A 26688-nucleotide genomic window follows, 5' to 3' on the forward strand; every position below is an offset into this window, starting at 1 on the left:
GGAACTCTCCAACTCCTCGGTGTCATCCCGGCCTTGAGCCGGGATCCATCTCGATATTGCCGTTCTGCCGCAAGGTGGTCCGAGTGATCCACCTTGCGGCTGTGGCCGCATCTCAGGATGGGCCCCGGGTGACATCGCGGGTGGGGAGGTGGCGGTGGCTAGGCCTTAAGCTTGGCCAGGATCGCCGCGCCCATTTCTTCCGTTCCCACCGTCTTGCGGTTGTCCTGGGCGATATCGCCGGTGCGCAACCCGTCTGACAGCACGGCCGAAATGGCATTCTCGATCTTGGTCGCCAGCTCGATCATGCCGAAGCTGTAGCGCAGGGCCATGGCGACCGAGGCGATCATGGCGATGGGGTTGGCAATGCCCTTGCCGGCAATGTCGGGGGCCGAGCCATGCACGGGCTCGTAGAAGGCCTTGCGCTTGCCGGTCACTGGGTCGGGTGCGCCGAGGCTGGCCGAGGGCAGCATGCCGAGCGAGCCGGTCAGCATGGCGGCGACGTCCGAGAGGATGTCGCCGAACAGGTTGTCGGTCACCATGACGTCGAACTGCTTGGGATTGCGCACCAGTTGCATGGCGGCGTTATCGGCCAGGATGTGGTGCAGCTCGACATCGGCATAATCCTTGCCGACGCCCTTGACCACTTCGTCCCACAGCACGCCGGACTTCATCACATTCTTCTTGTCGGCCGAATGCACCTTGTTGTTGCGGGTGCGGGCCAGGTCGAAGGCGACGCGGGCAATGCGGTCGATTTCATAGGTCTCGTAGACCTGGGTATCGATGGCGCGCTTCTGGCCGTTTTCGAGGTCGGTAATGGTCTTGGGCTCGCCGAAATAGACGCCGCCGGTCAGTTCGCGCACGATCAGGATATCGAGGCCTTCCACCAGTTCGCGCTTGAGCGAGGAGGCATCGGCCAAAGCCGGGTAGCAGATGGCGGGACGCAGATTGGCGAAGACCGCCATTTCCTTGCGCAGGCGCAGCAGGGCGGCTTCCGGGCGATGCTCATAGGGCACATCGTCCCATTTCGGTCCGCCCACGGCGCCGAAGATCACCGCATCGGCGGCCTTGGCCTTTTCGGTATCCTCGTCCGATATGGCCACCTGGTACTTGTCATAGGCCGAGCCGCCCGCCAGGCCGGAATCGGTCGAGAAATCGGTGAGCTGTTCGGAATTGGTCCATTTGATCAGCTTTTCCACCTCGAGCATGATCTCGGTGCCGATGCCGTCGCCGGGCAGCAGGAATAGGGAATGGGTGGCCATGAAAATCCTCGCCGTACTGGTGGTTACGCCTTTGCCGCGCACATAGAGGCATTTTGGCCCGCTGTGCAAGGGTGTGCAGGGCGGATCGGTCCTGGCGGATATGAAAAAGCCGGCCCGAGGGCCGGCTTTGCTCGTTCAGCGCTGCGGCCCGCTTCAGCCGGCGAAGAAGGGCTGGGTGCCGTGCGCCTCGATGGCGGTGGCCAGGCGCCCCAGCGCATGGATATAGGCGGCCGAGCGCACCGAGACGCTGCGGTCCTGGGCGATGGCCCAGACGGCGCGGCCTTCGCGTTCCATCATCTTCTTGAGGCGGGCATGGATCTCTTCGAGGTCCCAGTAGAAGCCCTGGCGGTTCTGCACCCATTCGAAATAGGACACGGTGACGCCGCCGGCATTGGCCAGGATATCGGGTAGGACGACAATGCCCTTGTCGGTCAGGATCTTGTCGGCTTCGGCGGTCACCGGGCCATTGGCCAGTTCCAGCACCACCTTGGCCTTGATCGAGGCGGCATTGTCCACCGTGATCATTTCTTCCAGCGCCGCGGGCACCAGCAGATCGGCATCGACGGCGATCAGGTCATCGGAGGGGATCACCGCGGCGCCCAGTTCAGCGGCCATGTCGGCGACGTGCCGGCCGGCATTCTTGCCCTCGATCAGCCGCGCCACGTCCAGCCCGTCGGGCTTGTGGATAGCGCCGGTGGAGTCGGACACGGCCACGATCTTGTTGCCATCCTCATCGGCCAACTGGGCGAAAAACTGGCCGGCATTGCCAAAGCCCTGGATGGCGACGGTGCGCGAACCGGACAGGCCCAGTTCCTGCGCCAGGTGCCGCACCAGATAGAAGCCGCCGCGCGCGGTGGCATCGTTGCGGCCCAGCGAGCCGCCCAGGGCAATGGGCTTGCCGGTGATGACGGCGGGCGAAACCGAACCGGTGATCTGGTTATATTCGTCGGCCATCCAGCCCATGATCATGGCATTGGTATAGACATCGGGCGCCGGAATATCGCGGTCGGGGCCGACCGTGCTGGCAAAGGCCTGCATATAGGCGCGCGACAGGCGCTCCAGCTCGGTCTTGGACAGAGCATGCGGGTCGACCCGCACGGCGCCCTTGCCGCCGCCATAGGGCAGGTTCATCACGGCGCATTTGAAGGTCATCCAGAAGGCGAGCGTCTCGACTTCCTCGATCGTGCTGTCCGGATGGAAGCGGATGCCGCCCTTGGTGGGGCCGCGCGTATCGTCATAGCGGCAGCGCCAGGCCAGGAACGACTTGCGCGAACCGTCATCCATGCGGATCAACAGGCGCGTCTTGGTGGTCTCGCGCGGATATTTGAGTTTCTCGATGACATCCTGGTCGATCTGAAGGTGGCTTGCAGCCTCTTCGAGCCGGATCAAGGCGCGGTCTAGCAGGGTGTCGTCGGTCATGGTTAGCCCTCATGAGCGGAAAATGTGCATAACGCATAAATATGCGGCACTGATCTGCCATGACGGCGTGCTTAGGTCAATAAAGCTGACGCAAGTTGCTCAGATTTGATGCTTTTCGCCTATTGACGGTGCATTTTCTCGCCAGCAATGTCGTGATATGACGAACCCATGAGCCCAGACGTGTTCCCCTCGCAGCCACTGCCCGAAATCCTGGTCAATTCAGACGATTACAATCGCGTCATGCTGCTCGCCGAGCGGGTGAGCATGACCATGCCCTATGTCTCGGCCTATCTGGAGCGCGAGCTGAACCGGGCCGAGGTCTGCCAGCCCTGGGACCCGGCGGGCGTTTCCATGGGCCAGCGCGTCATGTTCCGGCTCGACGAGGAGCCGCTGACCCGGATCGGGCGGCTGATCTATCCCAACCGCGCTTTTGGCGAAAAGGGCAGTGTGCCGATCCTGGGCCCGGTCGGCGCCGCGCTGATCGGCATGCATCGCAATTCATCCATCGAATGGCTCGATGACGGCCGCACCCGCACGCTGACCGTGCTCGATTACGGCTGGTAGCCGACCGCCGCCACGAAGCCATTGGTGTCGAACAGTACCCAGAAGGTCAGGGCGTTGGTCAGCACATGCGCCAGCGCCGTCCAGAAGATCGAGCCGGTGCGCCAGGCGATCCAGCTCCAGATCAGGCCCAGGCCCGCTGCGCCGCCGACCAGGTAAAGCCAGCCACCGTCAAAGGCGATGTCGTGGCTCAGCGCCAGCGGTATATGCCAGGCGGTGAACAGCACCAGACTCAGCACGAAACCCAGTCGGGGTCGTTCGGCGAAACGGGTCAGGAAGCCGCCGCGCCAGGCCGCTTCCTCCAATGGTCCGTTGATCAGCGCCACCAGTCCCGCCAGCATGGCGGCATGCGTGGTCAGCAGGGCGGTATTGGGCACGAAGGCCACCATGGCCACCGCGCCGACCTGCAACAGCAGCAGGCCCGGTACGAACCAGTCGCGCCAGGCCAGTTTCTCGGAAAAAAGCCTCGGGCTTCGCCGCCCGCGCACATGCCAGAAAATCACCGGCAGGCAGAAGCCCAGCCAATAGACGAGCAGGGACAACAGAAAGCCCCGCGGTCCGCCCAGGGCTTCGGTCAGAACAGGCACGATAAAGACCAGCGCCGCGATCAGCACCAGCGCATGCAGGACAAGAGCAATTTGTGGGCGGGTCATGGAGGCGGCTTGTTCCGGTGGAACCCGCATTGAGTCAGAAGATGGGGAATTGGGCAATGGCCCCAGATCGGTGTACCCGATTCCACCCCACCCTCAATCCCTCCCCATCAAAGGGGAGGGAGGCGCCAGCTCCGAAGCCCGTATTCATCGTCTTCCTCCCCCTTGTGGGGAGGGATCAAGGGTGGGGGTGGGCCACAAGCACCAAGCTCGCGGCAGCAAGCAATGAATTCAATTCGCCTGGCTGCGATCCACCAGTTCAAAGTCGTCTGCCGCCAGATCGACCTTGAGCGCCAGTTGCTGGCGGTCGAGTTCCGCCAGCCAGGCGGTCCAGGAGCAGGGGCTCATGCCGTCGTCCTGGCTGTCAATCTGTGGTTTGCGGCGCCGCTGGAAGCTCAGCTTGAGCTGGGCGCGCTCCTCGCCGAAGCGGTTGCGCACCCGAGCGATGGCCGGAATGCCGTGCCGGTCGGTCACCCAGTTCTGGATGTCCCGGTGGCGCGTAAGCGTGTGAATCTGGGTCATGGCCTCCCCTCCAAAATATGGTTACTAACCTCGTAAAACGGGTCCGGTCCTCCGCCGGTTCCCCGCTCCGGGATCAATTGTCGTCCAGTTGGGTGACAAGGTTGAGACGCGTCATCTCCTCGGGGTTGAAGTAATAGAGCCGGTCCGGCGGGGTCTCGAGCGCATGCAGCCAGAGCGCCGGGTCTACGCCCGTTTTCGTCAGGTGGCTGATGATCTCGGCGGTGGTGGTCTGGGCGTCGCTCATGGCGGTGCCGGCGACGCGCAAGGCATTCTGCGGCTCGCCCGACAAAGCGGCGGCATAGATCTGGTGGACGCCGATGGCGGATTCGGCGCTGGCGATGCGTTCCTTGCCCGAGGCGAAGATGATGGGGCAGGACGAGGCGCAAAGGGAGCCGGCAGCGACCTTGGTGGCAAGGCCCTTTTCATGGATCAGACTGCCTATGGCGAGTGCATCCACGACCGATCCTCCAGGCGAATCGAGAACCACAGTTTCCACGTATTCGCCCCGCGCCGCAATCTCGGCGGCAAAGCGCTCGGCCGAACCGAGGTCGATCGAGCCGGTCAGGCGCAGTTCTCCACCGGGTGCTAGGGCGATTTCCAGCGGCTGTTCAAGCACTTCCGGGCTGGTGGTTACATGTGGCGCATTTGCGTCGCCCGGTCCTGCCGGGTTGAATGGCGGCAGGATGGGCCGGGTAGGAATGGCCAGGGCCGCGCCCTCATTGGCGGTCAGTTCGCGATAATCGACATAGAGCACCGAGGCCGTACCGGCGAGCAGGGCGAAAAACGCCACCCGCAGGATGGCGCCATCCTCGATGGCGGCGACGGCGCGGATGGCCCGCTGGTAGAATGAACCGCTCTCGCTTGCCGCGGGGGCATTGGCCTCGGTCTTCATGCCGGGCGCGGCGTATCGGTGCGCTTGCGTTGTGCCGCGTCGATCGGGGTTACCGTGCCATCCTCGGCCGGCGCTTCGGCCACTTCCTCCACCGGCTCCGGCTCGGCTGGTTCGGGCTTGGGCCGCCCCGTCGTCACGTCGATGCCGGCGGCTTCCATCTGGCGATAGAGCGCCATGGCGCGCAGCATTTCGGCGGCGGTGATGTTCTCGGCCTCTTCCAGCGAGGCGGAATCCCGGCGCATGGCGTCATGCACGATCATCAGCACCAGGACCAGCACGACCGGCAGCAGGTCGATGGAAATGGCGCCGGCCCAGCTCGGGATGAAATCCTGCCAGTAGCGGATCACCGCCTCGGCGCTGGACAGCGGCACGAAGCGGCGCTGTTCCACCGCCGGATTGGCGAGGATTTCGTCGGCCGCCGTGGTCAGCGCCAGCGATTGCGAGGCCACCGAGACGCGCACGGTTTCCATCACCTGGTCCTGCCGCAGGGCCAGGTCGCCCGAGCGGCCATCGGCCACCGGGGCGATGAAGCCGGCGCTGAGATCGGCCGAGGCGCGCTTCACCGAAGCGGCCACATCGGTCTGCTGCAGGGCGGCGATAACGGCGGAAAGCTGCACGGCTTCGGCCTGGAAACTGTCCGAGCGCGGCTCGATGGCGCCCGGCGTCGAGACCAGTTCGCGCATCGTGGCGAGCCGCGCGGAACCCTGTTCGAACAGCAAGGCCACCTCTTCGCGGCTGCCGGTTATGGTGGCGGCGAGCTGGTTCATCTGTGCGCTCATCTGCGTCAGCAACTGCACCACGCTGCCCGAGCCCTGCGTGCCGGTCAGCGCCCCGCTTTCGCGCTCGTCGGCGGCCAGCCCGGCAAAGCGCTCGGCCGCCCGTTCCACATCGGGCAGCAGGCTTTGGCTGGCCAAAGCATTGGCATGGGCCTGGTCGAGATCCTCGGCATAGCCCTGCAGGGTCACGGCCATATGCTGTTCCAGCGCGGCCGAGCCGGCCAAAGCCGCCGCATTGAGCCAACTCGACATGGCGATGATCATGGCGCAGCCTACCGCCATGGTGAGGAACAGCGCGATGCGCTGCACGCCTGATGTGACCAGCGGCACGAAGCGCAGCATGAAGCTCCAGAAGGCATAGATGGCGACCGATACGGCGGCCGAATAGATCACTGCCGCGAAGAAGACGAAGCTGGCCGAGCCATCAAGCAGGCCGCGCACGCCCAGATAGGTATAGACGCCCGAAGCCAGCGCCAGCACGGCCAGGGCAAAGCGCGACATCGTCTCGACGCCCTTGACGGTTTCGTTGAGGCGGTAAGCGTTTGGCTTGAGCTGCATGTGTTCCGGGCCCCGACTGTTAAGAGGAGGTTAACACAGCGATGGCGGCAAGATGTAGGCGGAGAGCGTGCGGGGTTAATGACGGTAGCGTGAGAAGGAACCGCCGATATTGCAGTCGTCCTTCCCTCCCCTTGTGGGGAGGGATCGAGGGTGGGGGTACACACGCGCCGGACTCGCGGAGAGGACCCCCACCCGACCCCTTCGGGGCCACCCTCCCCACAAGGGGGAGGGAGAGGGGCCGGTGGCCAATTACCCATTCAGCTTCCGCAGCAGTTTCTCCACGCGCTTGCGCTTGCTGTCCTGCCCGATCCTGCCCAGCCTGTCCTTGAGCACCGCCAGAAATCCCGGCTTCTGCTCCGGCGTCAGCACCGTCGCCGTCTGCTCGGCATAGGTGGGGAACTGGTTGGGCGCGGCATGTTTCAGCCGCTCCACCAGGATGGGCACGGCCTTGTCGCCATAGCCAGCCCGCGCCAGCTTCACCAGGATCGAATTGCAATGATCCTTGGCGATGACAGAGCCACGGTCGGCCGCTTCGATAATGGCGGGAAGTTCCGCCACCAGGGTCGCAGCGCGCTGTTCGGCCACCGCGTCCAAAGCGGTCATGGCGCCCCAGACCTTGCGGTTGTTGGAGCTTTTCAACGCCTCGATGAAAACAGGGCATTGCCCGCCCACCAGAGCCGGATTGCGCGCGCCGACCTCGTAAAGCACCTTGAGCGCATCATTGGCCTGCCGCGCCGGCCCCGATCGCACGGCTTCCGCCAGTTCGGCCACGGCCGCCTTGTCCTCGCGGGCCACGATATCCTCGGCCAGATCAACATTGGGTTGTTCATCGCGCCGGTCCAGCGCGCCGGGAGAGTCGGTCGAGTACGGTCATGGCAACCTGTTCTGTAAGCCCTCATGGTGAGCTTGTCGAACCACGAGGGCGGGCACACAGATATTGCCATGACCTCGTGGTTCGACAAGCTCACCATGAGGTCTATTGAGGGTTCAGGCCTCCACCGCCACATCCAGCGCCAGCGTCACCATCTCCTTGAGCGAGGTCTGCCGCTCATTGGCGTCGATTTCCTCATGGGTGATCAGGCAATCGGTCATGGTGCAGATGGTCAGCGCCCTGACCCCGAAACGCGCCGCCAGCGTATAGAGTGCCGCCGCCTCCATTTCGACGCCGATCACGCCATGGTCGGGCAGCTTGTCGTAACCGGCAAAGCCGTCGGCATGGTAGAAGATGTCGCTGCTCAGCATATTGCCGGCATGAAAGCGCATGCCCGCCGCCTCGGCCTTTTCCGCCGCGGCGCGCAGCAGGCCGAAATCGGCGATGGGCGCGAAATTATACGGCCCGAAGCGGTCGCGCACGATGGCGCTGTCAGTCGAAGCGGCCTGCGCCAGGATCAGGTCGCGCACCTTCACCCTGGCATTGAGCCCGCCACAGGTGCCGACGCGGATCAGCGTCTTGAGGCCATAGGTGTTGATCAGCTCATGCACATAGATGGAGAGCGAGGGCTGGCCCATGCCCGTGGCCTGCACGGAAACCCGCTTGCCCTTCCATGTCCCGGTATAGCCCAGGCAATTGCGCACCGAATTGACCAGCTTGGCATCATCGAGGAACGTCTCGGCGATCCACTTGGCGCGCAGCGGGTCGCCCGGCAGCAGCACGGCTTCGGCATAGTCGCCTTGCTTGGCGTGGTTATGGGGGGTCATGGCGGCTCCTCGTTTTTGTCCACTTGGTCAAATCAATGCCATTGCCCCGGCGGAACGGCAAGCGTCCGCGGGAACGGCAAGGTCGGCGGGAACGGCAAGCGCCGCGCTTCGTTTGCCTTCCAGACACCAAGGAGGCCTCTCATGTCCGACACGGTCGAAGCCAAGGTCACCCACCGCTTCGCGGCCAGCCCCGAGCGGGTCTATGACACGTTTCTCGATCCCGACAGGGTGCGTGACTGGCAGGCGGCGTGGCTCCGCCATGGCGGCATGGGCGGCGATGTCACGGCGAGCGAACTCAACCCCATCGTCGGCGGCACCTTCCTTTTCGCCGACAAGCGCGAGGATGGCGAGGCGCGCCATTGGGGCATGTTCCTCGATCTGGAGCGGCCGACCAGGATCGCGTTTACCTGGATCGTCGACGAGAGCGAGGAGGATGACCCTTCCGAGGTCACGCTGATCATCGAGCCGGAACCTGACGGGCCGGGCGCCATTGCCACGCTCTATCACGCCATGGATGCGCAATGGGCCGACTATGTCCCGCAGACGGAAAAAGGCTGGCAAGCCATGCTCGAAGGCCTCGATTCGGTGCTTTAGCCGCTCCGGTCTTGACCCGGTCATGCCGGAGGTCCATTTACGCTGCCGCATCTGGAGATAGATCAATGGTCGCGAAGATTTTCATCGATGGCGAAGCTGGAACCACGGGTCTGCAGATCCGCGAGCGCCTGGCCGGCCGGCGTGATCTCGAAGTGCTCTCCATATCAGCCGACAAGCGCAAGGATCAGGACGAGCGCAAGCGCCTGCTCAATGCGGCCGATATCGCCATTCTCTGCCTGCCCGACGATGCGGCCAGGGAAAGCGTCAGCCTGATCGAGAATGGCACGACGCGCGTCATCGACGCTTCTACCGCTTTCCGGGTCGATCCGGACTGGGCCTATGGCTTTGCCGAAATGGACAAGGGCCAGAGCGAGAAGATCGCCACGGCGCGCTTCGTCGCCAATCCCGGCTGCTGGCCGCAGGGCCTCATCGCCACGGTGCGGCCGCTGGTGGAAGCCGGACTGCTGCCGGCTGATACTGCCGTCACCTATAACGGCATTTCCGGCTATTCGGGCGGCGGCAAGCAGATGATTTCAGAATATGAGGCGGCCGGCAGCGCTGCCAGCCATTTCATGCCCTATGCGCTGACCTTCAATCACAAGCATGTGCCGGAAATGACCAAATATACCGGTCTCGCCGGCGCGCCGCTTTTCGTGCCCACCGTCGGCGATTTCGCCCAGGGCATGACCACTTTCGTGTCGCTGCAGCTCGGCCAGTTGGCCAAGGTGCCCACGGGCCGTGACCTGCACGCCGCCATTGCCGATCACTTCGCCGGTATCAGGGACAGCTTTGTTACCGTCGCGCCCTATGAAGAGATCGCCAAGACGCCTGATCTGGACCCCGAGATGCATAACGGCACCAACACGATGACGCTGCACGTCTTCGCCAATGACGCCCGCGCCCAGGCCGTGCTGGTGGCGGTCTACGACAATCTGGGCAAGGGCGCCTCCGGCGCCGCGGTGCAGAATCTCAACCTGATGCTGGGCGTGAGCGCCAAAGAGAGCCTGGCGGCCTGATCGCTGTCCACCCACCGGCTCCCCCTCGCCCCTTGTGGGAGAGGGGGCAATTTCCTCGTTCAGAGGAAATTGCGGGTGAGGGGTCTGCGCCATCCCATGCTTCAATGCTGGTGGATGGCTCTGCGCCCCCTCATCCGCCCCCTTCGGGGCACCTTCTCCCACGAGGGGAGAAGGGGAGCACTGGCTGCGGCATCCCCAGCCGAACGCTTTCACCCTATCCCGACTTGACCCAAACCCTGCTTTCGCGCGATGAACCGCCCCAAAGCGAGGTTTTCCAGCCATGGACAAGTTCACCAGCCTGACCGGTGTCGCGGCGCCCCTGCCGATCATCAATATCGACACCGACATGATCATCCCGAAGCAGTACCTCAAGACCATCAAGCGGACGGGTCTGGGCACGGCGCTGTTTTCCGAGATGCGCTACAATGAGGACGGCACGGAGAATCCGGATTTCGTGCTGAACAAGCCGGGTTACCGCAAGGCCTCCATCATCGTGGCCGGCGACAATTTCGGCTGCGGCTCTTCCCGCGAGCATGCCCCCTGGGCGCTGCTCGATTTCGGCGTGCGCTGCGTCATCTCCACCAGCTTCGCCGATATCTTCTACAATAACTGCTTCAAGAACGGCATCCTGCCGGTCGTGGTCACGCCTGAGCAGCTCAAGCTGCTGCTCGACGATGCCGAGCGCGGCTCCAATGCCACGCTGACCGTCGATCTCGAAAGCCAGACCATCAAGGGTCCGGATGGCGGTACCATCCATTTCGATATCGACCCCAGCCGCAAGCAGATTCTGCTCGAAGGCCTCGACGATATCGCCGGCACGCTGAAATCCGATCCGTCCATCACGTCCTTCGAGACGAAGATGGCCGCCGACCGCCCCTGGCTTTAAAGGCAAAACATGGTCCAGCGCGTTTCCACCGGTTCGCCCTTCGAGGCGACTTTCGGCTATTCCCGTGCCGTCAGGCACGAGGATACGGTCTATGTGTCGGGCACGACGGGCTATGACTATGCCAGCATGACCATGCCCGACGATATCGGCCAGCAGGCAAGCAATGCGCTGGCCACCATCGACAAGGCGCTCCGCGAGGCCGGTTCGTCCATCCAGGATACGGTGCGCGTGGTCTATTATGTCGGCGACCGCAATGATGTGGATGCGGTGGTCAAGGCCGTGGGTCCGGTGTTCAAAGATATCCGCCCGGCCGCCTCGATGCTGATCGTCTCGATGATCGAGCCCGGCATGAAGATCGAGATCGAGGTCACCGCCCGCATCGGCGCGGCCAATTCCTGATCAGTCGCGCTGGCGCGAGCCCTGCCGGCGTTCGCCATAGGGCAGGGCCGCCGGCGGCATTTCCGCGTCGGGCTCCGAGACGCAGACCCGGTCGCGCCCGCCTTTCTTGGCCTCGTAAAGCGCCGCATCGGTGCGGCGCAGCAGGTCTGACAGGCTGTCCCCGGCCTTGAGCGAAGCGACGCCGAAGCTGGCGCTGACGCGGCAGTCCGGCCCCAGATTGGCGATGGAGAGGCTGGAAAAGCCTGATCGTACGCTTTCGGCATAGAGCCGTGCCGTGGGCAGGTTGGTGCCTGGAATGAACACGGCGAATTCCTCCCCGCCCAGCCGGCCGATCACGGCGCGTTCGTCGGCGGTGGCGCCCAGCATGTCGGCAAAGGCGCGGATCACCCGGTCGCCCGCCTCGTGGCCATGGCTGTCATTGATGGTCTTGAAGTGATCGAGATCGGCCACGACCATGGCGCCGGGTATGCCGGTGCGCAGGGCGGTGGCCAGCAGGCTTTCGGCCCGTTCCTCGAAGCCGCGCCGGTTGAGCAGGCCGCTGAGCGTATCGGTTTCCGAGCGCGCGGTGATTTCGGCCATGGCATCGCGCACGATGATCAGCAGCATGAGCAGGCCATTGGCGATCAGCAGCATCGCGCCCGAACTCTGCGACAGGGCAGCGTAGGTGGTGCCGATATAGGCCTGGGCGCTGTCGCCCGAGCCCAGCAGCACGGCCGCAAAGGGCTTGAGCAGGAATTGCAGGCTGGACAGGCCGAACAGCACCGCCAGCCAGACATCGAGCACCTTGCGGCGCCTGAAGCGCAGCACGATCGCCAGGCACATCAGGGACGCGATGGAATAGGGCAACTGGTAGGCCAGGCCACGCAGGATGGAGTCGCGCGGCATGGAGATGGTCTGGCTGTTGATGAGCAGCGCGACGACGACAAGGGCGCCCAGCGCAGACCAGGGCGGGGTGAGGCGATAGTGCCGCGCCAGCCCGACGACGATGAAGTTGGCGGCAAAGAGGTAGGCGGCGAAGATGCCGAACTGCACCAGCCAGGGGTCTTGCTGCAGGGGCAGGATGAGCTCGAGCAGCGGATTGAGCATGCCCACGCCATAGGCCAGCGCCAGCCAGCGCGCACCGACCGAGGAGCGCGCATAGGCCGCCACCACGCCAAATGCGGTGGCGAAGACCCCGGCGATGAAGAGATTGATTGCCAGAACGAAGGCAGCAGCGCTCATGGCCCGACCCGAAACGTCAACTGCCGCAATGGTAGCGACAGGGGCGAAACGTGAGGTTAACGGGGCAAAGTTGGGGCGGTCGAGCCACCGGACCTACCCTCTCCCCTCGTGGGAGAGGGTGGAAATCCGCGTCCAGCGGATTTCCGGGTGAGGGGCTGCGCTCGCCCATGCTCCAATATTGAGGGAGAGCTCAGTGCCCCCTCATCCGCCCTTCGGGCCCCTTCTCCCACGAGGGGAGAAGGGAAGACGCCAAAGTCACCCCTCCTCAAGGGAGAGGGGAGACGACTGAAGGTTCAGCGTCCCGCCACCCCGAACGCCTCTGATATCAGCGCGTAGCTGCGCCGCCGCAGCTCGTAGCTGTGCATGGTCGTCGTGATCATCACCTCGTCGGCCGCGCAGCTCTCTGCCTTTTCGGCAATGGCATCGCGTACCGTCTCGGGCGAGCCGACGATCCACAGCGTCGATTGATGGTCGATGACGCTCTGCTGCTGCGGCGTCAGCACGCGGGCATGGGCTTCCTCCGGGCTCATCAGCTTGCGCTGCTCGCCCGTGGTGAACAGGGCCCAGCTCACCGCCTGCGAATGCGACAGGTACTGCGCTTCATCGTCCGTCGGGGCGCAGACCACCGAAAGGCAGAGCATGGTTTTCGGCTTCGGGAAGGCCTCATTTCCCTTGAAGCCATAGCGATAGGCCTCGAAGGCCGGGGCAGGGGGTGTATGGCTGAAATGGGCGGCAAAGGCATAGCCCATGCCCAACTGGCCGGCGGCCTGGGCGCTGGCGCCCGACGAGCCGAGCAGCCACATGGGCGGCAGCCTGATCCCGCCGGGCGAGACGGGCACCCGCGAAAACGGGTGGTCCTGGGGAAAGCCATCCTCGTCGAAGGCCATCAGTTCGGCCAGATAGGCCGAAAATTCCTCGCCGCCGCCGCTGCGCAGGGCCCGCATGGCATGGCCGTCGCCGCCCGGCGCGCGGCCGATGCCGAGATCGATGCGGCCGGGAAACAGCCCTTCGAGCGTGCGATAGGCCTCGGCGATGCGGAGCGGCGCATGGTTGAGCAGCATGACGCCGCCCGAGCCGATGCGGATATCTTTGGTATGCGCCGCGGCGCTGCCGATGAGGATTTCCGGCACCGAGGAGGCGATGGAGGGCATGCCGTGATGCTCGGCATACCACAGCCGCGTATAGCCCAGCCGGTCGGCTTCCTGCGCCAGCAGGATGGTTTCGGCCATGGCCTGGGCCGTCGTGGTGCCTTCGGCAATGGGGGCAAGGTCCTGCAGCGACAGGGCGAAGGGAGCGGCCATGGTCATATCCTTATGCGGCGATTCCGGCTTCTTCTATCGGCAAAATGCGATGAAAGCGAGATATCTGCGTTAGCGTCTGGTTCATTACAATTTTACTCAAATCTTGCCGAGGGACCGCCCCCTCCCTTCAATCGAAGATTGACGGCAAGGAGCCAGCCCATGCGCAGCCTGATTTCCCGACTGAGCCTTGTCCTGGCGCTGCTGCTCGCCGCTGCACCAGCCGCCCAGGCCCAGTTCAATTTCCTGCCCGAGGTGCGGGCCGGCATCTCGGCACGCGGCGTCGATGGCGGCGGCAACCTGCTCGATCCCGCCAGGATCGGCGATGCCAATGTGGAATTGCTGTTCACCGCGCCCGACCTCAATGCCTGGTCGGTCATTGGCGAGCTCCGGCCGCATCTGGGCGCCACGATGAGTTTTCGCGGCCAGGACAGCTACGGCTATGCCGGGTTGAGCTGGACCTTCCAGGCGCCGATCCTGCCCGTCTTCGTCGAGGCCAGCGCCGGCGGTGTGGTGCGCAGTTCGATGTTCAACGCGCCGCAAAACGATCCGGCCCGCAATTTCGGCTGTGGCGTGGGGGTGCGCGTCGCCGGCAGCGTGGGCGTCAACCTGCCGCTGGGCGCGTCACTGATCGGCACGGTGGAACACCTGCCCGATTTCGGCGCCTGCGGGGCGACCAGGGCCAATACCAATGTCGGGATGCGGCTGGGTTTCAGGTTTTAGGCGGTAGTAGCAGTAGACCTCATCCTGAGCCTGTCGAAGGACGAGGTCGTGGCTGGAAGGTACAGCGTGCCCGCCCTCGTGGTTCGACAAGCTCACCATGAGGTCTAATGGCTTGTCGTTTAAGCCACCTGTCCGGCAGCCCAGCCGGACGCCCAGGCCCATTGGAAATTATACCCGCCGAGCCAGCCGGTCACATCAGCCACTTCGCCAATGAAATACAGCCCCGGCACATCCCGCGCTGCCATGGTTTTCGCATCAAGATCGCGCGTATCGACCCCGCCCAGCGTCACCTCCGCCGTGCGATAGCCTTCCGAACCCACCGGCTTCAGCGTCCAGGCCTTCAGCATGGCCTCCACCACAGCCAGTTTCTTGTCGGAAAAATCCCCGATCATGCCACCCATATCCAGCTCGTCGCCGAGCAATTGCGCCAGCTTTTTCGGCAGTACATTGCCCAATACCGTCTGCACCTGCAGCTTGGGCGTCGCCTTGCGGGCCGCTCGCAGCATGTCGCCGGCATCGCGATGCGGCAACAGGTCCACCGCAATGGCGTCGCCTTCGCGCCAATAGGACGAGATCTGCAGAATTGCCGGCCCACTGAGCCCGCGATGGGTGAAGAGCAAAGCCTCCTCGAATGCCGTCCGGCCATGGCTGACAATGGCTGGTGTGGCGATGCCGGAAAGCGGTTTGAGCTTTTCCAGCGCCCCCGCCTCGAAGGTCAGCGGCACCAGAGCCGGGCGCGTTTCGGTCAGCCGCAGACCGAATTGCGTCGCCAGCTGATAGCCCAGCCCGCTCGCCCCCATCTTGGGAATGGATTTGCCGCCGGTCGCGACGATGAGGCTCTCTGCCGTCACCGACGCGGTCGAAAGCTGCACCGCAAAGCCGCTCTCGTCCCGGCTCACGGATTCAACGCTGGTTTCCAGCACCAGCGTCACGCCAGCCTTGCGCATCTCGCCCAGAAGCATGGTGATGATCTGTGTCGCCGGTCCGTCGCAGAACAATTGCCCCAGCGTCTTCTCGTGGAAGGTGATGCCATGTTCGCGCACCAGGGCGATGAACATGTCGGGCGTATAGCGGCTCAGGGCGGAGAGCGCGAAACGCGGATTGGCGCTCAGGAACCGGTCGCGACCCTTGTCCACAGTAGCGTTGATATTGGTGAAGTTGCAGCGTCCGCCGCCCGAGATGCGGATTTTCTCGCCGGCATATCTGGCGTGGTCCACCAGCAGCACCGAGCGCCCACGCCGGCCGGCCTCGATCGCCGCCATCATGCCGGCGGCACCGGCACCCAGGATCACGACATCATAATGGGGCATGGCTGGTCCTGTTCATTGAGCGACCAGGAGTAGACCTCATCCTGAGCTTGTCGAAGGACGAGGTCGTGGTGAGATCGTGCCACGCCTCGTGGTTCGACAGGCTCACCATGAGGCTGTTGGTGGCTTGATGCCCGCTCTTAGTCGAAGTGATGCACCAGGCCAAGGGTGACCTTGGTTGTCGGTATGGAATAGCGCTTGGTGCTGGGACCGGGAACGCCATCCATCCGACCCAGCAGCAGCGCTTCACCGCGCAAGGCACTCTTGCCCCAGAGCGCATATTCAACGCCCCCGCCAAAGGCATAGGCGCCTGACGCCTCCACCAGCCCCACGCCGCCTGCGGCATAGGCCAGCACGCCCGGCGCCGGCACCACGCCGATGCGGGCCAGCGCCAGCGCATCGAGCCCGGCATCGCCCGATGTGTCGAAATTGGCCCCGAGCTGCACTTCGACGCCGGCCCGCATCATATCGCCCAGCGCATGATTATAGCCGGCCAGCCCTCCCATTTCGAAGCGGCTCAGGTGCCAGCCATGGCCGTAATCGTCGTAGAAGTTGAACTGCGGATCGGTCAGCCCGCCGATATTGATGCCGGCATAGAGTCCGGAAAAATCGGTCACCGGACCCGTATTGAATGTCGTCGCAGCCGGTCCGCCATCGAGCTGCCATATGGCCCCCGACGTCACCCGCATGGCCGAAATGGCCGGGATGTCATTGCCATTGGGCACCGGGCCGAGCTGGCCGATGCCGGCCGCTTCCAGCCGCAGGGCCATATTTGACGTCACCATCACCTCGGCGCCCATGCCGGCCTCGAAGGCCCAGCCTTCGCCCATGCGGCCGGCGCCGCCGAGCAGGTAGAACAGCGTATTGTCGCCGGCGGCAAAGCCCAGCCGGGCCAGGGCCATGGCGCGCAGATAGGCCGAGCTGGAAAAATCGGTGGCCACCGTCGCCTGCAATTCGGCGCCCACGACCACGCCCGGCGCGACGGGCTGGTTCCAGCCGATAACGGCGCCGATTTCGGGGCGGATTTCCCAGCCGGTGGTGTTGAAATTGTTCTTGCGCGCCGAGATCGGGCCGAGCAGCACGCCGGCATAGAGCCCGTCAAAGGCGCTGGGCGCGGTGAATTCTGCAGTGATGTCGGGGCTGAAATAAAGCGCGGTATCCTGTGCTACCGCGCCGCCCGTCAGCGCCAACAGACCCGCCCAAACCCCCACACATACGCCAGCACGCATGACCAATCCCCCGTCTCGCGCTATTGCCGCGCGAAGACCTTCACAGCGCAATAATCTAAACCCTTAATGGCGTCTTAACATAGTCCTTGTTGCAATGGCGCATCACCGATGCTGGCGGTGTGGCAATTTCATTGACTCTTTCCTATTTGGGCGTATGAGAAGTCCTGCTTTTCAACCGAAGCAGTCATTCGATGCGCAGCCTTTTCGATAGTGCGGACCTCGCAACCACCCGGCGTTTCGCCGGTGGCGTCGCTGTGTCGATGACCAAAACCACCAAAACCGCCTGACGCTTTTCCCCGGGTCGTCTCCCGACGGGGAGAGGCTCAAAGCACTGACCGCGATGGATAGCCATCGCGCGGGGGCGGAAATGGCAAGGGACTGGAGTTCCAAAATGGGTTATCGCGTCGCTGTCGTCGGTGCCACAGGCAATGTGGGCCGGGAAGTTCTCAATATTCTGGCCGAACGCAAGTTCCCCGCCGACGAGGTGATTGCCCTGGCGTCGTCCCGCTCGATCGGCCGGGAAATTTCCTATGGCGACAAGATCCTCAAGGCCAAGAATCTAGACGATTTCGATTTCAAGGGCGTCGATTTCGCCATCATGTCGGCGGGTGGTTCCATCTCCAAGGACTGGGCCCCGCGCATCGCCGCCTCGGGCTGCATCGTCATCGATAATTCCAGCTACTGGCGCTACAATTCGGACGTGCCGCTGATCGTGCCGGAAGTGAACGGGCAGGTGCTCGACCGCTGGCTGGCCGATCCCAAGCGCGGCAATATCATTGCCAATCCCAATTGCTCGACGGCCCAGCTCGTGGTGGCGCTCAAGCCGCTGCATGATGCCGCAAAGATCAAGCGCATCGTCGTCTCGACCTATCAGTCGGTCTCCGGCGCCGGCAAGGAGGGCGTGGACGAGCTCTGGAACCAGACCAAGGGCATTTTCGTCAACGATACGGCGACGCCCGGCAAGTTCCCCAAGCAGATCGCCTTCAACGTCATCCCGCATATCGATGTGTTCATGGAAGACGGCTACACCAAGGAAGAGTGGAAGGTGCTGGCCGAAACCAAGAAGATTCTCGATCCCAAGATCAAGGTGACCTGCACTGCCGTGCGCGTGCCGGTCTTCGTGGGTCATTCCGAAGCGGTCAATATCGAATTCGAGAACCCGATTTCGGCCGACGAGGCGCGCGACATCCTGCGCGAGGCACCGGGCATTTCGGTCGTCGACAAGCGCGAGCCGGGCGGTTACGCCACCCCGGTCGAGTCAGTGGGCGAATACGACACCTTCGTCTCCCGCATCCGCGAGGACAATACGGTCGAAAACGGTCTGGCCATCTGGGTCGTTTCCGACAATCTGCGCAAGGGCGCCGCGCTCAATACGATCCAGATCGCCGAAGAACTCATTGCGCGCGGGCTGAAGGCGCGCCTGGCGGCGTAGGGTCCGCACCAGACTGCCCCCCCCCCCTTGTGGGGAGGGAGCCAGATCGAGCGCCTGCCGCCTCGCACTCCAAACTGCAAGTACCCATGCCCCTCCGCGACATAGCCCTGGCCCTCGGCGTCGTCCTCATCTGGGGGCTCAATTTCGTCGCCATCAAATGGGGCGTCGACGAGATTTCGCCCTTCCTGCTGACCGCGTTGCGTTATCTCGGCTGCGCCCTGCCGGCCGTCTTCTTCATCCGCAAGCCCAAAGTGAGCTGGGGGCTGCTCGTCGCCTATGGAATGACCGTCGGCGTGCTGCAATTCGGCTTCCTGTTCACCGCCGTCGGGCTGGGCATGCCGGCCGGGCTGGCGAGCCTGGTCATGCAGATGCAGGTGTTTTTCACCATGGCGCTGGCCGTGCTGCTGCTGGGCGACCGGCCGACCATGCTGCATCTGGCAGGTGCCGCCATTGCCCTTGTCGGCCTCGGCACGATCGGGGCCGAGCATATCGGCGGGGCCGTGCTGGTGCCGCTGCTGCTGACACTGGTCGCCGCCGGTTTCTGGGCCATTTCCAATATCCTCACCAAGCAGGCCGGCCAGGTCGACATGCTGGGTTTCGTGGTCTGGGGGAGCCTGGTGCCACCGCTGCCCATGCTGGCCCTGTCGCTGCTGGCCGAAGGGCCGCAGGCCGTCGCCGGGCTTCTCACCATCAGCCCGCAGGCCATCTTTTTCGGTGCTGTTCATCGCCTATGGCTCGACCCTGGTCGGCTATGGCTGCTGGGCGGTGCTGCTGGGCCGGCACAAGGCCAGCGTCATCGCGCCCTTCTCGCTGCTGGTGCCGGTGGTCGGCTTTGCCGCCGCCTTCGTCTTCCTGGGCGAACAGGTCAGCGCGTTGGAAGTGGCGGGAAGCCTGCTGATCTTTGCCGGCCTTGTCCTCAATGTGTTCGGGCCGCGCCTGCTGGCGCGGTTGCGGGTGGCCTGATGCCCATCCGCCACGTTCTGCTCGCCTTGCTCGTCGTCGTCATCTGGGGCTTCAACTTCGTCATCATCAAGCTCAGCGTCGAGGCGCTGCCGCCCATTCTGGCCGCCGGCCTGCGCTTCGTGGCAGCGGCTTTGCCGGCGGTGTTCTTCATCCGGCCGCCCAAAACGCAGTGGTATTATGTGGTGGGGTTCGGGCTGGCCTTCGGCTTTGCGCTCTATGGCTTCCTCAACCTCGCCATCGCCTGGGGCATGTCGGCGGGGCTGAGTTCGCTGGTGCTGCAGACGCAGGCCTTTTTCACCATGGCGCTGGCCTTCCTGCTGCTGGGCGAACGGCCCAGCCGCTTCCAGGTCATCGGCGCGCTGATCGCCTTTGCCGGCATCGGCGTCATCGCCATCGAGCGGCTGGCCGCCACCGCGCTGCTGCCTCTGGGCATGGTGCTGCTGGCGGCGCTGAGCTGGGGCATGGCCAATGTGCTGACCAAGAAAGCCGGCCGCGTCAATGCGCTGGCCTTCACCGTCTGGGGCGCGCTGGCCGCGCCGGTGCCGCTGATCGGCCTGTCGCTGCTGGTCGAGGGGCAGCAGGTGGTGCTCGATGCGCTGGCCGGCTTCGGCTGGAGCGATGCGGGGCTGATCGCCTTCCTCGCCTATCCGGCGACGCTGTTGGGCGGGGGCATCTGGAGCTGGCTGCTGGGCCGGCATCCGGCCTCGGTCGTGGCGCCCTTTACCCTGCTGGTGCCGATCACCGGGCTGCTGTCGGGCTATCTGGTGCTGGGCGAGACCATTACCTGGATCGAGATCGGCGGCGCCGCGCTGGTCATTGCCGGACTGGTCGTCACGGTATTGCGCGGCCGGGCAGCCGAGCCGGCTATCCGGCTCGACTGAGGGCGGGCCTATTCGGCCGGCGTTGCCGGCAGGGTGGTCGGCTGCAGCGCATTGAGCTCGTCGGGGGTCAGGCCCCCGCTGGCATCGGCATCGGCACTGTCGAACTCTTCCTGCGTCAGGTCGGTCCAGATCACCTGCAGCTCGGCAAAGCTCAGTTCGCCATTGGCGTCGGTATCGACATCGGCAAAGCTGGTGGGCGTCTGGGCCAGGGTGGCCGTGGTGGCCAGACCGAGAACGGCCAGGCTCAGGACAAGTTTGTGCATGGGATAACTCCACTGGAGGGTCGCAGGGTGCGACCGGGTATAAAAGAAGCCACCCCAGGGAGGCATGGGGTGGCTTCATTGGGCGCCCAGGAACTGGGCGTTAGCGGCTTAGTTCGCCGGGGCGGCCAGGGAGGCGACCAGGGCGTCATACTCTTCAGCCGACAGATCGCCATTGGCGTCGGTATCGGCGGCCGTGAAGGCCTCTTCGGTCAGGTCGGGCCAGGCAACCTGGGCTTCGGCCAGGGTCACGCCGCCGCTCGCATCGGCATCGACGGAAGCGAAATCGGTGGCAGCCTGGGCGAACGCGGCAGTCGAGAGACCGAGAACGACGAGGGACGACAGGATGATCTTCTTCATGGGAGGTAAGCTCCAATGTTGGGGAGAAAAACGGTGACCGGTTAGCCAGTCTCCGACGAGCCGCTCTCCTGCGGCCCGTGGGACAGACATTGCTGGTCCATCATGGCCCTCGCGGGTCGGCTCCTTGGCCGGGCTGGATCGATGTCGGGGCATTTTCCGGGCAGGGCTAACCCCCCGGTTTCCGGGCCTTTCAAGAAGAAAAGCCGGGCCTGCACGCCGCTTGAATGCATATCATTTACCGTATCCGTTCACGATTACGGCAGGGCCGGTACAGATTCCCGGCAAAAAAGAGGCGATTGATCACGGCGAAGTGATCGACCCTCCATGGCTCGTGTCAGGCCGGCTGAAATCGGCGGAAAGACTGGGGGCGCTCAGATATTGGGGCGCTGGAAATCGCCGCTCTTGGCGTCCATGATCCACAGCTCGCCGGTCGAAATGTCGAACCAGGCGCCGTGCAGCAGGAGCTTCCCCGCCTTTTCCAGCTCGGCGATATAGGGGAAGGTGCGCAGGTTGCGCAGCGAGTTGCGAATCGAGATGCGCTCGAGTGCGGTCTGGCGTTCGGCCTGCGTCATCAGGCCGTTCTTGCCAAGCTGGCCGGGCAGTTCGCCCAGCATGGCCATCCATTTGCCGATGAAGTCGCCTTCGTCGAGCGGGGCCTGGTTGGGGGCCAGGGCCGCCTTGATGCCGCCGCAGCGGCCGTGGCCCATCACCACGATATTCTCGATCTCCAGCGCCTTGACCGCGAATTCGATGCCGGCCGAGGTACCATGCTGGCCGCCGTCGGGCTGGTAGGTCGGCACCAGGTTGGCCACGTTGCGCAGCACGAAGAGTTCGCCCGGCCCCGCATCGAAGATCATTTCGGGCGCCGCGCGGCTGTCGCAGCAGGCGATGATCATGGTGGACGGGTTCTGGCCCTCGCTGGCCAGGTCCCGAATCCGGTCCTTTTCACGCATGTAGCGGCCCGCCATGAAGTTGGCGTGGCCCTGGAGCAGGTGTTCGGGAAAGGTGTGCATGGCTTTTCGATTAGCGCTAAGCTTGGCCGAGATCAACTGTTTGCGCATCTGTCGGCGCGCATTGGGGCCTTGCATGCTTATCTATCGTTTCCTCACCGGCGAGGATGATTCCAGTTTCTGCCACAAGGTCACCAAGGCCCTGAGCGAAGGCTGGCAGCTCTACGGCTCCCCCACCTATGCCTATGATGCCGTCGCCAAGAAAATGAAGGCCGGCCAGGCCGTCACCCGCAATGCCAAGGACCAGCCCTACGATCCGGACAGGAAGCTGGTGGATTACTAGCCAAGCTGCTTCATAAGAGAGGGCCTCAATGATCGCCCCCGAGTGGAGCCACCCCTCGCCCCTTGTGGGAGAGGGTGTAATTTCCTCGTTCAGAGGAAATTACGGGTGAGAAGGCCATGAGGGCTACGCCCGAATGGCGCGCCCTCCCATGCATCAATGTAAGTGGATAGCGCGGCGCCCCCTCATCCGCCCTTCGGGCACCTTCTCCCACGAGGGGAGAAGGGATTCGGTCTCGCGGCCGGGACACGAGGGCTGGGAGCCTACCCCTAAACCTCTTCCCCAGCCGCCAGCCGGAGCGCCAGCGCCTGCAGCATCATTATCGTCTTGGCGTCGCTGATCATGCCGCTGCCCACCATGGCCAGCGCTTCGTCCAGTCCCAGTTCGAACACTTCGATATCCTCGCCCTCTTCGGTCAGGCCCCCGCCGGCACTCACCTGCCGGCCCGGCGTATAGCGGCCCAGGAAGCAGGCGCATTTCTCGGTCAGCGAGCCGGGGCTCATATAGGCGTCGAACAGGAAGATCATGGCTTCCGGCTCATAGCCGGTTTCCTCCACGGCCTCGCGCCGGGCGGCAGTTTCGATATCCTCGCCATCGGTCAGCCCCGCCGGGGCTTCGATCAGCCAGGCCGGATCGCCATTGAGATGGGCGGGCAGGCGGAACTGGCGCGTCAGGATCAGCGTGCTTGTGGCCGGGGCATAGAGCAGCACCGCGGCGGCGCTGCCATGGTCATAGACCTCGCGCTGCACGGTTTGCCGCGTGCCGTCGCGGCGGGCGTGGTCCACCTCGTAGCGGTCCAGCTTGCCCCAGCCATGCGCCAGCGGAGTGGTGCTCAGTATCGTCACGCGGTCGGTCATGCGGGCTCCTTTGTCGGTCCGTCTTCTGCCCCAAAGCGCCGTCCCGGGCCAGCCCACAATCCTGAATGCCAGCTAAACGCGCAGTTCACGCCGGAGTGAAGTGGGGCTCGCTAGAAGGCGCCCCATCAGCGGCGACCACAACGGCGCCGCACGCTTCAAGGGAATAAATCATGTCCAACAAGACTTTCGCCATTGCCTTCGCCATCGCCTCGTTTGCCGGCCTCGCTGCCGCCATTCCGGCCCAGGCCGCCACCCGCGCGGTCGATATCCATGCCGAGCTGTTCGCCAACCGCTGTATCGCCCAGGGCGGCGTGGTGACCGCCGCCAGCCCTGCCGTGGCCTGCCAGACGCCCGATACGGTCATCGTCTGCAGCTTCGTGACGCTCAACCGCGCCCATTGCCAGTGGCCGGGCATCGAAGGCCAGGTCGCGGTCAACCGCATCATCGGCATGCAGCCCGCCCATTCGGTCGGCGGCGGCGCCGGCGGCCCGGTCAAGAAGGATGGCGGCATCGATCTGCCCGACCTGCCGCTCGACAATGGTGGTGGCGGCGGTGGCATCGACCTGCCGGACCTGCCGTTCGACAATGGTGGCGGCGGTGGCGGTATCGACCTGCCGGACCTGCCGCTCAACAACGGCTGAGCCACACCCATCGCGTCATGCTGCCCTCGGATACATCCGGGGGCAGTTCTGTTTCCTATGCCTGCGCCAGATGCTCGTCCCGCAGCGCCGCCATCTGTCGCTCCACCGCACCGGGCCCACCGCGGTCGCGCGCTTCGCCCGTCGCCGCCATTGCCGGGTCGACCGGCATGTATTTGCGGCTCCAGCGGCTGATCTGGGCGATGACAGGCAGCAGGTCGATCCCCTTTTCGGTCAGCGAATAGATGGCCTTGAGCCGGTGGTTCGGGTCATCAGCCTTGCTCAGGATGCCGGCATCCACCAGCATGGCCAGCCGGTCGGCCAGGATATTGCTCGAAATGCCTTCATCCGAGGCCAGGAATTCGCGGTAATGGCGTTTGCCGGCGAACATCATGTCGCGAATGATCAGCAGGGACCATTTGTCCCCGAAAATTTCCAAACCCAGATTGATGGGGCAGCCGGAGCGATAGGTACGATCAGTCATGGCTTGACTCTAAGATGAATGCTTGCGAAAAGCAATCACTTGCATTTTGCAATCAAAGGAGGAGCCAATGTCGACCTTTGTCATCGTACACGGCGCATGGGCGGGCAGTTGGGGCTGGGATCCGGTGGCCGAGCGGCTGCGGGCCAGCGGGCACCGCGTGCATGTGCCGACGCTCAGCGGTCTGGGCGAGCGCTCGCATCTGGCCCATCTGCCGATCGACCTGATCACCCATATCGACGACATCGTCAACGAGATGGTCTGGCATGCGCTTGATGATGTCGTGCTGGTGGCCCATTCCTATGGCGGCTTTGTCGCCACCGGCGTCGTCGAGCGCGCCGCCGACCGGATCGCCTCGATCGTCTATCTCGACGCCTTCATCCCCGAAGATGGCCAGTCCTTCGCGGACATTATCGGCGAGAAGCTCACCGGTCCTGTCGTGCCGGCCCCCGAGATCGGCGGCAACGAATATCCCACCGAGGCCGAGCGCGACCGCATCGCCGCGCTTGCCACGGCCCAGCCCACCGGCACCTTCACCGAACGCCTCAGGCATAGCGGGGCCTATCGTCAGGTCGCGCGCAAGACCTACATTCTGGCCACCGGCTGGGAGGGGTTCCAGCAGGTCGCGTCGCCCTTGCGGGACGATCCGGCCTGGACGGTTCATGAATTGCCCTGCGGTCACGACGTGCCCCTGCTCATGCCGGACGAACTGGCGGCCTTGCTGGAACAGGCGTGAGGCGGCCGCAGCGACATTCCAGACCGAGAACTAGGTAGCGTGGTTCATGATCGAAAGCGCCACCATCGTCAGGCCGGCGAGGATCACGGCGAAGCCGAGCAGGATATTGCCTGCCACTTCGAGGATGGCCCGGAGCCTGCGGGTTTCGCCCTGGCTCTCGACCCAGGCGACTTCGACCGAGAAATACCAGGCCAGACCGGCCAGAAAGATCAGTATGGCCGCGATCGTCGTTGCGGTCGTGCCGTGCTGGCTGACGATTAGCGCCAGATCGAGCGCCAGGACGAATGGCACCGTCGCATAGCATTGGCTGTAGAAGGCCGGCTTCAGGACCTGCTTGGTGACCCTGGCGCCACGCTGCCTGACATCGCGCAGCGCGAGAATGAGTGGAAAGAGGCTGAAGGCCACCGCGCGGGAAAACAGCAGGTTCTGCTCACTGTCGAAGAATCCGCCGAGCGGGGGAGACGGCCCTTCGACGATCAGTTGCAGCAGATAGGCGAAGAACATGGTGAGCAGCAGGAAGATCGGCGGGCTGAGCGCATCATCGAACCGCCCCACGCCGTCGTCCTGGAGTTCGGTCTTGGCGTAATTCATCATGTTGTGCGGATGCCGAAGGCAGCGCCAGAGCGTTATCGGATAGAACAGAGCCCAGGAGACGATCTCGTAAAGCAGCTCTTCGATCGATTTGAGCAGCTTCATGAAGTCCATGCGTGATCTCCCAATGCCATGCCGCAGACCATAATATAGCTGGCTGCGAGCACTATGCGTAGCCGGGCGCCGTTTGATGGCGATCATTCGCCTGCGCCGGCAGCCAGCTAATTTGCCGGGCGTGTCGATTTCTCTCCCTGCTGCTCGTCGTCAAGGCAGAGAAGAGGAGATTTCCCATGCTGAGACGCACCTTCCTGTCCCTGACCGCCGCGCTGGCTTCGCTCATGGCGCTGCCCGCAACCGCCCAGCAATCCGACCAACCCGCTCCAGGAGCCGCCATGTTGCCCGCCCCGTCGAAATCCGGCTACGCCCCCGTCAACGGCGTCGAAGTCTATTATGCCGTTTATGGCGAGGGCGATCCGCTCGTCCTGCTGCATGGGGGCCTGGCCAATATCGACATGTTCGGGCCCAATGTCGCCCTGCTGGCGCAAGGCCGTCAGGTCATCGCCATCGACCTGCAGGGCCATGGCCACACTTTGCCCTTCGATCGCCCGATGAGCTACGAGGCCATGGCCGACGACGTCGCCGGCGTGATCCAGTATCTCGGCTTCGAAAAGGCCGACCTCATGGGCTATTCGCTGGGCGGCGGTACGGCCCTGCGCGTGGCGATCCAGCATCCGGAGCTGGTGGACCGGCTGGTCGCCGTCTCCGCCCCCTATGCCTGGGCGGGCTGGCACGATTACAATCAGCAGGGCATGCGCTCGATGACGCCCGACATGGCCGAAGGCATGAAGGGCACGCCGCTCTATGAATCCTATGCGGCGGTCGCGCCCGATGTGAACAACTTCCCGGTCCTGATCGAGCAGGTCACGGCGATGATGATGCATGATTTCGACTGGGCCGCCGAGGTCAGGGAGATCGAGGCGCCGACTCTTCTGATGTTCGCCGACTGGGATGCGGTGCGCACCAGCCATGTCGCCAGCTTTTTCGAACTGCTTGGTGGCGGGTTGCAGGATGCGCTCTGGGACGGCTCGGGCATGAATGCCAATCGCCTCGCATCATCCCCAATGCCACTCATTACAACATCTTCAACGACACCCGTCCCGGCGAAGCCGCCATCGCCTTCCTCGATGCCGC

29 protein-coding genes and 3 pseudogenes are annotated in these 26688 nt (G+C 64.1%); 14 read left to right on the plus strand and 18 right to left on the minus strand.

Annotation, left to right across the window (positions count from 1 at the left end):
- Positions 1–158: 158 nt before the first annotated feature.
- Together leuB and NVV79_RS07595 are read right to left on the minus strand one after the other, a co-directional pair.
- On the minus strand, positions 159–1259 hold the full coding sequence (gene leuB / locus NVV79_RS07590; protein WP_303987718.1) for a 3-isopropylmalate dehydrogenase: 1101 nt from the start codon (positions 1257–1259) through the stop codon (positions 159–161).
- Positions 1260–1412: 153 nt separating this feature from the next.
- On the minus strand, positions 1413–2678 hold the full coding sequence (locus NVV79_RS07595; RefSeq protein ID WP_303987719.1) for a Glu/Leu/Phe/Val dehydrogenase: 1266 nt from the start codon (positions 2676–2678) through the stop codon (positions 1413–1415).
- Between the two features lie 168 nt (positions 2679–2846).
- Here NVV79_RS07595 and NVV79_RS07600 point away from each other — a divergent pair, with 168 nt between their 5' ends.
- On the plus strand, positions 2847–3242 hold the full coding sequence (locus tag NVV79_RS07600) for a nucleoside diphosphate kinase regulator (RefSeq protein WP_303987721.1): 396 nt from the start codon (positions 2847–2849) through the stop codon (positions 3240–3242).
- Here the strand turns inward: NVV79_RS07600 and NVV79_RS07605 are convergent.
- The 6 genes from NVV79_RS07605 to deoD form a co-directional block, all read right to left on the minus strand.
- Positions 3230–3892, minus strand: coding sequence for a CPBP family intramembrane glutamic endopeptidase (locus NVV79_RS07605; RefSeq protein ID WP_303987722.1), 663 nt, complete (start codon positions 3890–3892; stop codon positions 3230–3232). The two genes, NVV79_RS07600 and NVV79_RS07605, sit on opposite strands and share 13 nt — an antisense overlap.
- 228 nt (positions 3893–4120) lie before the next feature.
- Complete coding sequence (locus tag NVV79_RS07610; RefSeq protein WP_303987724.1) at positions 4121–4411, minus strand: hypothetical protein; 291 nt, start codon at positions 4409–4411, stop codon at positions 4121–4123.
- Positions 4412–4484: 73 nt separating this feature from the next.
- Positions 4485–5303, minus strand: a complete 819-nt coding sequence (locus NVV79_RS07615; RefSeq protein ID WP_303987726.1) for a hypothetical protein — start codon at positions 5301–5303, stop codon at positions 4485–4487.
- Positions 5300–6637 (minus strand): hypothetical protein, encoded by a 1338-nt coding sequence (locus NVV79_RS07620; RefSeq protein WP_303987728.1) that lies wholly within the window; start codon positions 6635–6637, stop codon positions 5300–5302. Before NVV79_RS07620 ends, NVV79_RS07615 begins: the two co-directional genes overlap by 4 nt.
- Before the next feature lie 249 nt (positions 6638–6886).
- Entirely contained in the window at positions 6887–7432 is a 546-nt protein-coding gene (locus NVV79_RS07625) for a hypothetical protein (RefSeq protein WP_303987730.1), read from the minus strand.
- A gap of 192 nt (positions 7433–7624) precedes the next feature.
- On the minus strand, positions 7625–8335 hold the full coding sequence (gene deoD / locus NVV79_RS07630; protein ID WP_303987732.1) for a purine-nucleoside phosphorylase: 711 nt from the start codon (positions 8333–8335) through the stop codon (positions 7625–7627).
- Positions 8336–8476: 141 nt separating this feature from the next.
- On the opposite strand from deoD, the gene NVV79_RS07635 reads away from it, so the two are divergent.
- The 4 genes from NVV79_RS07635 (at position 8477) to NVV79_RS07650 (ending at position 11230) form a co-directional block, all read left to right on the plus strand.
- Positions 8477–8929, plus strand: a complete 453-nt coding sequence (locus NVV79_RS07635; protein WP_303987734.1) for an SRPBCC domain-containing protein — start codon at positions 8477–8479, stop codon at positions 8927–8929.
- Between the two features lie 65 nt (positions 8930–8994).
- A complete protein-coding gene (argC, locus tag NVV79_RS07640; protein WP_303987736.1) occupies positions 8995–9945 on the plus strand; it encodes an N-acetyl-gamma-glutamyl-phosphate reductase in 951 nt (316 codons plus the stop codon).
- 280 nt (positions 9946–10225) lie between these two features.
- On the plus strand, positions 10226–10831 hold the full coding sequence (gene leuD / locus NVV79_RS07645) for a 3-isopropylmalate dehydratase small subunit (RefSeq protein ID WP_303987738.1): 606 nt from the start codon (positions 10226–10228) through the stop codon (positions 10829–10831).
- Positions 10832–10840: 9 nt separating this feature from the next.
- Positions 10841–11230 carry a RidA family protein gene (locus tag NVV79_RS07650; RefSeq protein ID WP_303987740.1) on the plus strand — a complete coding sequence of 130 codons (390 nt, stop codon included), beginning with the start codon at positions 10841–10843 and terminating at the stop codon, positions 11228–11230.
- Here the strand turns inward: NVV79_RS07650 and NVV79_RS07655 are convergent, their stop codons facing one another.
- Both NVV79_RS07655 and NVV79_RS07660 read right to left on the minus strand, forming a co-directional pair.
- A complete protein-coding gene (locus tag NVV79_RS07655) occupies positions 11231–12451 on the minus strand; it encodes a GGDEF domain-containing protein (RefSeq protein WP_303987741.1) in 1221 nt (406 codons plus the stop codon).
- A 293-nt stretch (positions 12452–12744) separates the two neighbouring features.
- A complete protein-coding gene (locus NVV79_RS07660; RefSeq protein WP_303987743.1) occupies positions 12745–13752 on the minus strand; it encodes an LLM class flavin-dependent oxidoreductase in 1008 nt (335 codons plus the stop codon).
- Positions 13753–13911: 159 nt separating this feature from the next.
- On the opposite strand from NVV79_RS07660, the gene NVV79_RS07665 reads away from it, so the two are divergent.
- Positions 13912–14472, plus strand: a complete 561-nt coding sequence (locus NVV79_RS07665) for a hypothetical protein (protein ID WP_303987745.1) — start codon at positions 13912–13914, stop codon at positions 14470–14472.
- A 119-nt stretch (positions 14473–14591) separates the two neighbouring features.
- Here NVV79_RS07665 and NVV79_RS07670 read toward each other — a convergent pair whose 3' ends face one another.
- Both NVV79_RS07670 and NVV79_RS07675 read right to left on the minus strand, forming a co-directional pair.
- Positions 14592–15782: an NAD(P)/FAD-dependent oxidoreductase gene (locus NVV79_RS07670; RefSeq protein WP_303987747.1), complete on the minus strand. Its 1191-nt coding sequence runs from the start codon at positions 15780–15782 to the stop codon at positions 14592–14594.
- Between the two features lie 137 nt (positions 15783–15919).
- A complete protein-coding gene (locus NVV79_RS07675; protein ID WP_303987748.1) occupies positions 15920–16969 on the minus strand; it encodes an outer membrane protein in 1050 nt (349 codons plus the stop codon).
- Between the two features lie 430 nt (positions 16970–17399).
- Here NVV79_RS07675 and NVV79_RS07680 point away from each other — a divergent pair, with 430 nt between their 5' ends.
- The 4 genes and pseudogenes from NVV79_RS07680 to NVV79_RS07695 form a co-directional block, all read left to right on the plus strand.
- Complete coding sequence (locus NVV79_RS07680) at positions 17400–18440, plus strand: aspartate-semialdehyde dehydrogenase (protein WP_303987750.1); 1041 nt, start codon at positions 17400–17402, stop codon at positions 18438–18440.
- 86 nt (positions 18441–18526) lie between these two features.
- Positions 18527–18853: pseudogene (locus tag NVV79_RS07685) on the plus strand (EamA family transporter); the annotation flags it as partial.
- Positions 18854–19154: 301 nt separating this feature from the next.
- On the plus strand, positions 19155–19403 hold the full coding sequence (locus NVV79_RS07690; RefSeq protein WP_303988359.1) for an EamA family transporter: 249 nt from the start codon (positions 19155–19157) through the stop codon (positions 19401–19403).
- 26 nt (positions 19404–19429) lie between these two features.
- A pseudogene (locus NVV79_RS07695) lies at positions 19430–20284 on the plus strand (EamA family transporter); the annotation flags it as partial.
- Positions 20285–20292: 8 nt separating this feature from the next.
- On the opposite strand, the gene NVV79_RS07700 reads toward NVV79_RS07695, so the two are convergent.
- From NVV79_RS07700 to NVV79_RS07710, 3 genes are all read right to left on the minus strand, one after another.
- Complete coding sequence (locus NVV79_RS07700; RefSeq protein WP_303987752.1) at positions 20293–20547, minus strand: hypothetical protein; 255 nt, start codon at positions 20545–20547, stop codon at positions 20293–20295.
- Positions 20548–20655: 108 nt separating this feature from the next.
- On the minus strand, positions 20656–20904 hold the full coding sequence (locus tag NVV79_RS07705) for a hypothetical protein (RefSeq protein ID WP_303987754.1): 249 nt from the start codon (positions 20902–20904) through the stop codon (positions 20656–20658).
- Between the two features lie 371 nt (positions 20905–21275).
- Positions 21276–21917 (minus strand): carbonic anhydrase, encoded by a 642-nt coding sequence (locus NVV79_RS07710; protein ID WP_303987756.1) that lies wholly within the window; start codon positions 21915–21917, stop codon positions 21276–21278.
- 73 nt (positions 21918–21990) lie between these two features.
- On the opposite strand from NVV79_RS07710, the gene NVV79_RS07715 reads away from it, so the two are divergent.
- A complete protein-coding gene (locus NVV79_RS07715; protein ID WP_303987758.1) occupies positions 21991–22197 on the plus strand; it encodes a DUF1737 domain-containing protein in 207 nt (68 codons plus the stop codon).
- A gap of 266 nt (positions 22198–22463) precedes the next feature.
- Here the strand turns inward: NVV79_RS07715 and NVV79_RS07720 are convergent, their stop codons facing one another.
- Positions 22464–23051 carry an NUDIX domain-containing protein gene (locus NVV79_RS07720; RefSeq protein ID WP_303987760.1) on the minus strand — a complete coding sequence of 196 codons (588 nt, stop codon included), beginning with the start codon at positions 23049–23051 and terminating at the stop codon, positions 22464–22466.
- A gap of 170 nt (positions 23052–23221) precedes the next feature.
- On the opposite strand from NVV79_RS07720, the gene NVV79_RS07725 reads away from it, so the two are divergent.
- Positions 23222–23692 (plus strand): hypothetical protein, encoded by a 471-nt coding sequence (locus tag NVV79_RS07725; RefSeq protein ID WP_303987761.1) that lies wholly within the window; start codon positions 23222–23224, stop codon positions 23690–23692.
- 55 nt (positions 23693–23747) lie between these two features.
- Here the strand turns inward: NVV79_RS07725 and NVV79_RS07730 are convergent, their stop codons facing one another.
- Complete coding sequence (locus NVV79_RS07730; RefSeq protein WP_303987763.1) at positions 23748–24173, minus strand: helix-turn-helix domain-containing protein; 426 nt, start codon at positions 24171–24173, stop codon at positions 23748–23750.
- A gap of 67 nt (positions 24174–24240) precedes the next feature.
- On the opposite strand from NVV79_RS07730, the gene NVV79_RS07735 reads away from it, so the two are divergent.
- A complete protein-coding gene (locus NVV79_RS07735) occupies positions 24241–24906 on the plus strand; it encodes an alpha/beta fold hydrolase (RefSeq protein WP_303987765.1) in 666 nt (221 codons plus the stop codon).
- A 30-nt stretch (positions 24907–24936) separates the two neighbouring features.
- On the opposite strand, the gene NVV79_RS07740 is transcribed toward NVV79_RS07735, so the two are convergent.
- Positions 24937–25611, minus strand: a complete 675-nt coding sequence (locus NVV79_RS07740; RefSeq protein WP_303987767.1) for a permease — start codon at positions 25609–25611, stop codon at positions 24937–24939.
- Positions 25612–25889: 278 nt separating this feature from the next.
- On the opposite strand from NVV79_RS07740, the pseudogene NVV79_RS07745 reads away from it, so the two are divergent.
- Positions 25890–26501: pseudogene (locus NVV79_RS07745) on the plus strand (alpha/beta fold hydrolase); the annotation flags it as partial.
- Positions 26502–26688 lie beyond the last annotated feature (187 nt).

This window comes from Devosia ginsengisoli, assembly GCF_024707105.1.
GTDB lineage: Bacteria > Pseudomonadota > Alphaproteobacteria > Rhizobiales > Devosiaceae > Devosia > Devosia ginsengisoli_A.

Coding starts and splice junctions, on each gene's coding strand:
- leuB (WP_303987718.1), bottom strand. CDS start 1,259: ATGGCCACCCATTCCCTATTCCTGCTGCCCGGCGACGGCATCGGCACC.
- NVV79_RS07595 (WP_303987719.1), bottom strand. CDS start 2,678: ATGACCGACGACACCCTGCTAGACCGCGCCTTGATCCGGCTCGAAGAG.
- NVV79_RS07600 (WP_303987721.1), top strand. CDS start 2,847: ATGAGCCCAGACGTGTTCCCCTCGCAGCCACTGCCCGAAATCCTGGTC.
- NVV79_RS07605 (WP_303987722.1), bottom strand. CDS start 3,892: ATGACCCGCCCACAAATTGCTCTTGTCCTGCATGCGCTGGTGCTGATC.
- NVV79_RS07610 (WP_303987724.1), bottom strand. CDS start 4,411: ATGACCCAGATTCACACGCTTACGCGCCACCGGGACATCCAGAACTGG.
- NVV79_RS07615 (WP_303987726.1), bottom strand. CDS start 5,303: ATGAAGACCGAGGCCAATGCCCCCGCGGCAAGCGAGAGCGGTTCATTC.
- NVV79_RS07620 (WP_303987728.1), bottom strand. CDS start 6,637: ATGCAGCTCAAGCCAAACGCTTACCGCCTCAACGAAACCGTCAAGGGC.
- deoD (WP_303987732.1), bottom strand. CDS start 8,335: ATGACCCCCCATAACCACGCCAAGCAAGGCGACTATGCCGAAGCCGTG.
- NVV79_RS07635 (WP_303987734.1), top strand. CDS start 8,477: ATGTCCGACACGGTCGAAGCCAAGGTCACCCACCGCTTCGCGGCCAGC.
- argC (WP_303987736.1), top strand. CDS start 8,995: ATGGTCGCGAAGATTTTCATCGATGGCGAAGCTGGAACCACGGGTCTG.
- leuD (WP_303987738.1), top strand. CDS start 10,226: ATGGACAAGTTCACCAGCCTGACCGGTGTCGCGGCGCCCCTGCCGATC.
- NVV79_RS07650 (WP_303987740.1), top strand. CDS start 10,841: ATGGTCCAGCGCGTTTCCACCGGTTCGCCCTTCGAGGCGACTTTCGGC.
- NVV79_RS07655 (WP_303987741.1), bottom strand. CDS start 12,451: ATGAGCGCTGCTGCCTTCGTTCTGGCAATCAATCTCTTCATCGCCGGG.
- NVV79_RS07660 (WP_303987743.1), bottom strand. CDS start 13,752: ATGGCCGCTCCCTTCGCCCTGTCGCTGCAGGACCTTGCCCCCATTGCC.
- NVV79_RS07665 (WP_303987745.1), top strand. CDS start 13,912: ATGCGCAGCCTGATTTCCCGACTGAGCCTTGTCCTGGCGCTGCTGCTC.
- NVV79_RS07670 (WP_303987747.1), bottom strand. CDS start 15,782: ATGCCCCATTATGATGTCGTGATCCTGGGTGCCGGTGCCGCCGGCATG.
- NVV79_RS07680 (WP_303987750.1), top strand. CDS start 17,400: ATGGGTTATCGCGTCGCTGTCGTCGGTGCCACAGGCAATGTGGGCCGG.
- NVV79_RS07700 (WP_303987752.1), bottom strand. CDS start 20,547: ATGCACAAACTTGTCCTGAGCCTGGCCGTTCTCGGTCTGGCCACCACG.
- NVV79_RS07705 (WP_303987754.1), bottom strand. CDS start 20,904: ATGAAGAAGATCATCCTGTCGTCCCTCGTCGTTCTCGGTCTCTCGACT.
- NVV79_RS07710 (WP_303987756.1), bottom strand. CDS start 21,917: ATGCACACCTTTCCCGAACACCTGCTCCAGGGCCACGCCAACTTCATG.
- NVV79_RS07715 (WP_303987758.1), top strand. CDS start 21,991: ATGCTTATCTATCGTTTCCTCACCGGCGAGGATGATTCCAGTTTCTGC.
- NVV79_RS07720 (WP_303987760.1), bottom strand. CDS start 23,051: ATGACCGACCGCGTGACGATACTGAGCACCACTCCGCTGGCGCATGGC.
- NVV79_RS07725 (WP_303987761.1), top strand. CDS start 23,222: ATGTCCAACAAGACTTTCGCCATTGCCTTCGCCATCGCCTCGTTTGCC.
- NVV79_RS07730 (WP_303987763.1), bottom strand. CDS start 24,173: ATGACTGATCGTACCTATCGCTCCGGCTGCCCCATCAATCTGGGTTTG.
- NVV79_RS07735 (WP_303987765.1), top strand. CDS start 24,241: ATGTCGACCTTTGTCATCGTACACGGCGCATGGGCGGGCAGTTGGGGC.
- NVV79_RS07740 (WP_303987767.1), bottom strand. CDS start 25,611: ATGGACTTCATGAAGCTGCTCAAATCGATCGAAGAGCTGCTTTACGAG.